This window comes from Intrasporangium chromatireducens Q5-1 (genome assembly GCF_000576575.1).
GTDB classification, from domain to species: domain Bacteria; phylum Actinomycetota; class Actinomycetes; order Actinomycetales; family Dermatophilaceae; genus Intrasporangium_A; species Intrasporangium_A chromatireducens.
The window spans coordinates 21716-28119 of record NZ_AWQS01000031.1 but is presented as its reverse complement, the minus strand read 5'-3'; the positions used below and the strand labels follow the sequence as shown (position 1 = coordinate 28119).

Here is a 6404-nt window from a genome sequence, read left to right as displayed (position 1 = left end):
TCGCACGTGATCACTCCATGAAAAGGACACCGCCAATGGGCCGCGCGACCATCCTCATCGACGACTTCGACGGCAAGACGCTCAACGCCGACACCAAGCCCATTCACGTCACGATGGGGAGCGAGTCGTGGGATCTCTACCTCTCCTCCAAGAATGCGCAGGCCCTGCGCAAGGCAATCGACCCGTTCGTGAAGACCGCCGACACGGCGACCGCAGCGTCGACGAGGGCACGGTCAGCGAAGACCCGCGCTCGGAGGTCCATTGCGACTACTGCGCCTAAGCGTGACCTCGAGTCGATCCGCCAGTGGGCGCGCGCGAACGATGTCGAGGTCAAGGACCGCGGCAGAATCGCGCAGGCCGTTATCGACCAGTACGACGCGGCGCACGCCTGAGTCCCCTGGCGACTGCTCCGGCGGTCATGAAGGCATCGTGACCCCGAGGGATCCGTTGTCGGCGCATGACTCCCCGTGAGCTGGCTCGAGCGAGTGGCTACGGTGGGTGTGTGCCTCGAACCGACCTGGCCGCCGCCGCGGAACTCGCACGCAGCCATCTCGCCCGCGTCGAGCCGCGCTGGACACACGTCCAAGCCGTCGGCCGAACCATGGAGCGGCTCTGTGCGCAGCATGACCTGCCGCGCGAGCTGGCAGCGGCTGGCTGGCTGCACGACATCGGATACGCGCCCGACCTGGTCGACTCAGGTTTTCATCCCCTCGACGGAGCGCGGTTCTTGCAGGGCATCGGCGAGAGTGAACTCGTGACTTCCCTGGTGGCGTACCACTCGGGTGCGAAGTTCGAAGCAGAGGAACGCGGACTCCACTCAGAGCTGGCTGGCTTCGACGAGCCGCCGCAAGATGCCCTCGACGTCCTGAACTTGGTCGACATGACCACCGGACCAGAGGGAGCCCGTGTGCCGGTGGACGAGCGCCTTTCTGAGATTCTAAGCAGATACGGCGCAACCGATCCGGTTGGAAGGGCACTGGCGCGGTCATCGGACCAGTTGCGCGCGTCGGTGATGCGAGCAGCCGGCTGGTTGAACTATCCGATGTAGGCGCTCTCCCGGTCCTCGAGGGCGTGGTGGATGCGAAGGCGCATCGACGGATGGATGTCGAGGCGCCCGAGGTCAGTCGGTGGGACCCACTCGACTTCCCTGCTCTCAGAACTGGTCTTCGCCTCTCCCCCGACAAGCCTCGCCCGGAACGCAATGGAGAACTGCTGACGCACCTCGCCATCGTCGTAGGCCATGACGTGGCGCGGGTTCGTGTAGAGGCCGGTGACTCGCTCGACGACCACGTCGTAGCCGGTCTCCTCCTTCACCTCGCGCACCACCGTGTCCGAGATGGACTCACCGATGTCGTGGCCCCCGCCAGGAAGCGCCCAGAGGTTGTTGTCCGTCTTGTGGATGAGGAGCACGCGGCCTTGATCATCGGTCACGATGGCGACGACGCTCGGGACGACACTGTTGGCCTTGGGCGCGTTCGGGTCGTCGATGTAGTCGATCCGTCCCATCTTGAGAGTGTAGAGGCCGATGCAGGACCGGCCACTTCCTCCGCGGCGGTATGACGCATGCAAACGGCCGGGGACGGTTGGGATGTCCTACTCGAGGCGGGAACCTCCCCATCGCTCAAGAACAGTGCCGGGATCGTTCAGGGACATGGGTCCCCATACATCACCTGGGGGCAGAGTCTCGTCGACCTCGTGCCACCGCTTCCACGCCTCCTCGCGGGTGACTCCGAGTGCCGCAGCAATCTCGGTCCACGACAGTCCGGCCTTGCGGGCGTACCGCACGGTCGTGAGCTCGGTAGTGTCGCACCTCCTCCGCACCTCACCTATCGCGGACAGGGTCGCCAGCACCTCGTTCTCCAGCCATCTGGGCTGGACCAAGAGCCGCCGGCGTTTCGGGGCCCCTTGATCGCCCGGTGAACCGTCACCCCACCACTGAATCTCGCCATGTCCGTCAGGCTGCCATTGGCTCGATGGGCTGTCTCGGGATCGTCAAGAACCGCCAAGCCCCGGGGAGAGATCCCGCCTGGCGTGTAGCCGAATGATCCGGGACCCCGGCCGCTGCATCACCGCCGATTTCACCTGTGAGGCAATTCCCGCGCGGATCCCCGACGTCGCGGCTCACAATGTCGCCACGACGTCCAATGGCTGGAGGACTTGATGAGCGGTGACGGCTTGTTCCACATCGACGCGGCGGGCAGCCTCGCCGCCCTGCGCGTTACCCCATACGCGGCCGAGGACGTGCTGCAACAACTCCTCGAGAACCATCCGGACCTCCTGGCCGGAGGGCAGATGACTCCAGAGGAACCCCGACGCTGGTCTCTGATCCGCCGAGAACACGGCGTCCCCGACCGCGAAGCAGCCGTCGGCTCGCGTTGGAGCGTCGACCACGTGTTCGTCGATCAAGACGCCGTTCCGACCCTTGTCGAAGTGAAACGCTCCTCCGACACGAGAATCCGCCGGGAGGTCGTCGGCCAGATGCTCGACTACGCCGCCAACGGCGTGCGCTACTGGCCCGCGAACGATCTACGTGCCGCCTTCGAGACCACGCAAACCGGCCTCGGCCGGGATCCTCAACAGGAAATCGCCGAGCTCACCCAGTCCAGCGACGCCAGCATCGAAGACTTCTTCCTCAGCGTCGAGGACAACCTGCGAGCCGGCCGGATCCGCATGGTCTTCGTGGCTGACCTCGTGCCCGACGAGCTGCGGCGTATCACCGAGTTCCTCAATGAACAGATGAGCCCGGCCGAGGTCTTCGCGGTGGAAGTGAAGACTTACCGGGCGGACGGCCATCGAGACATGGTCATCGTCCCGACCGTCATCGGACGAACAGGCGCGACCATCACAAAGAAGCCACCACGCAGAGTTCCGGACAGGACGGCGCTGCTCGAACAGTCACAGCCCAGCACCCTGACACTGCTCGACCTGATTGGTCAGTTTGCTGCCAAGCGGGAACTCGTCGTGCACGAGACACCCGCGGGTGCCCTCCTCAAGACGCCGGGCCGCGGAAGCGTGGCCAACGTCTACCTAGCGAGTTGGGACAGCCTCGATGTTCCACTCCAACCGTTACGGGATCGAGGCTGGCGCGCGGAAGCAGACCAAATCCTGGCAGCCCTCCAGGACATGACCGCCAAGCAACTGACCGAGAAGAACCCGACGATGCCGTCAGCCGACGCCGTCATGAATTGGGAGAAACTAGAAGCCATTCTCACCGACATTGCCGACTTGTACTTGGCGACCGAGGCGTGACACAAACCAGGATCCGCTGGCCCGAAGACTGGTTCACCAGCGGCGGCGTGACGCACTTCTGCGGACTGCTCGGGTTGGGGCATGTCCGGCAAACGCCTCGCCCTGACGAGGTTCGGTCGATGCCAAGCGCATCGACGATCCTCGCGGGCGTCGGCCATGTCTGACCCCACCGCTAGCGTTGGAGCAGAGGTCGAACAAAGGAAACAGATGAGCGCCCGCTACGGGCGCAAAGGAGGTCGTGGGCAGGTCATGAGGGACACGATCGGCGCCGGCCGCCAAAACGGATCACTGCCGATCCGCCGCAGGAGGTGCACGCCTGATGGCTACGCCGACTGAAGCCGCAGCCACTGAGTCGACCGAGCGGATCGACCCACGGGCGCAACTTGCTGATTGGGCGAACGCCAACGACGAGTGGGTGCGGCTGCTTGTCGCCGAAGTGATCGCTACCGGACGCCCGGCCGGAACCTCCGTGGTCGAGAAGGCCTACCTGCTATTCCGGCAGGAGAAAGCGCTCGACGAGCGGGAGCTTCCAGCCATTCCAATGCTCGATATCGAGGCTGGCCAGGACGAGTCGGCACCGTCCTTGTCGCTGACCCGGCTCTCCGAGGTGCGTGGTGTCAACGCGCTAGTGGCGGGCGCAGTGATCGAGCCCCACGAGGGCCTGACGATCCTCTACGGGGAGAACGGCACTGGCAAGACGGGCTACTCGCGCGTCTTCAAGGCTCTGGCCAACAGCCGTACCGCCGACACGATCCTGGGCAACATCGATGCCGACACCTCGGAGGCACAGTCCGCCAGGCTCGAGTTCAAGCTGGGCGAAGACGCCCAAGCTCTGATCTGGATGGGCGAGCTGGGTGTGTCGCCGTTCACGCGCATGTCGATCTTCGACAGCCCTGCTGTGCGTACCCACGTTGATGAAGACCTCGACTACGTCTACACTCCAGCCTCGCTGGCCCTGTTCAACGACGTCACGACTGCAATCCAAGCGGTGACCGCGCAGATCGATGCGGCTATCTCCGAGCTTGGTTCGAGCGGATCGGGACTGCTATCCAGGTTCCAGCGCGGATCGACGATCTACCCGCTGATCGAGAGCCTCGGTGCTTCCACCGATCTCGCCGACCTCAAGGCCAGGGCCAAGAGCGGGATTGACGTCGATCAACAGCTCGATGCCCTGACCCAGGGTGTTGCGGCCCTGCGCGCCAACACGCTGGGTGCCCAGATCGCTGGCCTCAGGAGCGAGCAGCGGGTTCTGTCGGAGGCCGGGACCACCGCGGAAGCTCTGCTTGGCTTCGAGCAGGACAAGTACAACGAGGCACTGGCGAGGCGCGCGCAGCTGACGTCCGACTACGAGACCTTCCGACGTGAGCTTTTCGCGGCTGCGGATCTGCCTGCTGACCCCGACGATAGTTGGAACGACTTTATTGAGGCGGGCCATACGTACCGCCAGCATCTCGTCGAGGTTGAGGCGCACGATGCAGACCGCTGCCTCTACTGCCGCCAGCCTCTGCTCGATCCGGCGCGTGATCTGCTCACCCGCTACTCGACGTATCTTGAGGACAAGATCTCGGCGGACATCCGCACCACCGACACCACGCTCGGTGCCTACAAGCGGCAGGCTGCCGCGCTCCAAGGCAACGAGATGGGGTCGTTCATCCAGCAGTACAAGGACGCCGATCCGAGTGAGCGCCCGACGTACTTCGCTCAGGTTGAAGAGATCGAAGGCGCACGATGCGCCGTCGCCACGGCAGTCGTCGCCGGCCATCCGGTCAGCATCCAGATCGCCGATCTCGTGGCCAAAGTCCGCGCCGACGTCGACACTGCGCTGTCCACCGTGGGTAACAGCATCTCGGAGCTGGAAGCCATGCAGAAGGGCCGGACCGAGGCACTGGTTGACAAGCAGGCAGAGCTGCTCGAACTCAAGGACGCCGTCGAGTTGGGCAAGTCCTGGTCGCTGATCGAGACGCAGGTCAAGAGCGCCAAGGAGGCCGATCGCCTCAAGACGCTCAAGCGCCCACTGCCTAGCCTCGGCCGATCCGTGACCGCGCTAGCCAAGACCGCCAGCGACCAGTTGATCAACCACAGCTTCGATGCGCTGTTCCTCGAGGAGTGCGAAGCGCTCCGCGCCCCGTCGCTCAAGATTCAGTTCGTCGGGCGAGAGGGTAAGGCGCAGCGCCGCAAGGTGCTGAGCGGTAAGCACAAGCCGTCCAAGGTGCTGTCCGAGGGTGAGCAGAAGGTGTTGGCGCTCGCAGACTTCCTCGCCGAGGCGCGACTCGCGGGCATCACGGCGCCTGTCATCTTCGACGATCCGGTGTCAAGCCTCGACCACCGTCGGATCAAGGAAGTTGCCCAGCGTATCGCTCGACTGGCCGACGACAACCAGGTCATCGTCTTCACGCACGACATCCTGTTCGCCACGACGCTCCTCGCGCTGTTCGAGAAGTCCAAGCGGTGCGCCTACTTCCAGATCACTGATGAGAACGGCAAGGGCAAGGTGTCCCGTGCCACCGGACCGCGCATCGACTCCTTGAGCGCGATCAAGGGGCGGATCAACAGCACCATCCAGGCCGCCAAGCAGTTGGACGGCGAAGCTCGGGACGCGCTGGTGCACACCGGATACAGCCACCTTCGTTCGTGGTGCGAGGTCTTCACGGAGGATGAGCTGCTCAAGGGCGTGACTCGGCGGTATCAGGCCAACGTCCAGATGACGACGCTCGGTAACATCAACGTCGACAAGCTCGGCCAGATCATCCCCAAGGTCTGCGAGGTGTTCGGGGAAGCCTGTCGGTACATCGACGGCCACTCCCAAGCGCTCATCACCCAGGGCGTCAGCCCAACTCTTGGCGGACTCGAACAGCACTGGGCCGAGCTCCAGGAGCTGAAGAAGCTGAACGAAGGCAAGACTCCTGATGGCCTGGACCCGAACAGAGCCTTCCTTGAAGACCGCCTCGTCTAGAGGTTTTCGGCGTCTTGTAGGCGCAGAAATTCTTCGGAGCATTACGGCCCGCGAAACTGAACGGGTTGACCTGAGTGCAGCCCGAATCCGCTGTGCTCCGATGCCCATGCCACTACTTCTCGTGGTCCGTTCGCCCATCCCGACCTAAGCGGCGTTTTCGCGCACTTCCCTTCGTTGTTCCGCCCAAATCACACGATCTGCA

The 6404-nt window shown here is 64.1% G+C and carries 5 protein-coding genes; 4 read left to right on the top strand and 1 reads right to left on the bottom strand.

Annotated elements, in window-relative coordinates; genetic code table 11:
• A partial coding sequence (locus N864_RS06160; protein ID WP_205620873.1) for an Lsr2 dimerization domain-containing protein occupies window positions 1-392 on the top strand: 392 nt, incomplete at its 5' end.
• A gap of 110 nt (window positions 393-502) precedes the next feature.
• Window positions 503-1048: an HD domain-containing protein gene (locus N864_RS06155; RefSeq protein ID WP_205620872.1), complete on the top strand. Its 546-nt coding sequence runs from the start codon at window positions 503-505 to the stop codon at window positions 1046-1048.
• Here N864_RS06155 and N864_RS06150 read toward each other — a convergent pair.
• The gene (locus tag N864_RS06150; RefSeq protein WP_034714638.1) at window positions 1036-1506 is read right to left on the bottom strand and encodes an NUDIX hydrolase; all 471 of its coding nucleotides are present in this window, start codon (window positions 1504-1506) and stop codon (window positions 1036-1038) included. The two genes, N864_RS06155 and N864_RS06150, sit on opposite strands and share 13 nt — an antisense overlap.
• A gap of 654 nt (window positions 1507-2160) precedes the next feature.
• Here N864_RS06150 and N864_RS23535 point away from each other — a divergent pair.
• Both N864_RS23535 and N864_RS06135 read left to right on the top strand, forming a co-directional pair.
• The gene (locus tag N864_RS23535) at window positions 2161-3249 is read left to right on the top strand and encodes a hypothetical protein (RefSeq protein WP_051518256.1); all 1089 of its coding nucleotides are present in this window, start codon (window positions 2161-2163) and stop codon (window positions 3247-3249) included.
• Between the two features lie 319 nt (window positions 3250-3568).
• Window positions 3569-6202 (top strand): AAA family ATPase, encoded by a 2634-nt coding sequence (locus N864_RS06135; protein WP_051518255.1) that lies wholly within the window; start codon window positions 3569-3571, stop codon window positions 6200-6202.
• Window positions 6203-6404 lie beyond the last annotated feature (202 nt).

Coding starts and splice junctions, on each gene's coding strand:
- N864_RS06150 (WP_034714638.1), bottom strand. CDS start 1,506: ATGGGACGGATCGACTACATCGACGACCCGAACGCGCCCAAGGCCAAC.
- N864_RS23535 (WP_051518256.1), top strand. CDS start 2,161: ATGAGCGGTGACGGCTTGTTCCACATCGACGCGGCGGGCAGCCTCGCC.
- N864_RS06135 (WP_051518255.1), top strand. CDS start 3,569: ATGGCTACGCCGACTGAAGCCGCAGCCACTGAGTCGACCGAGCGGATC.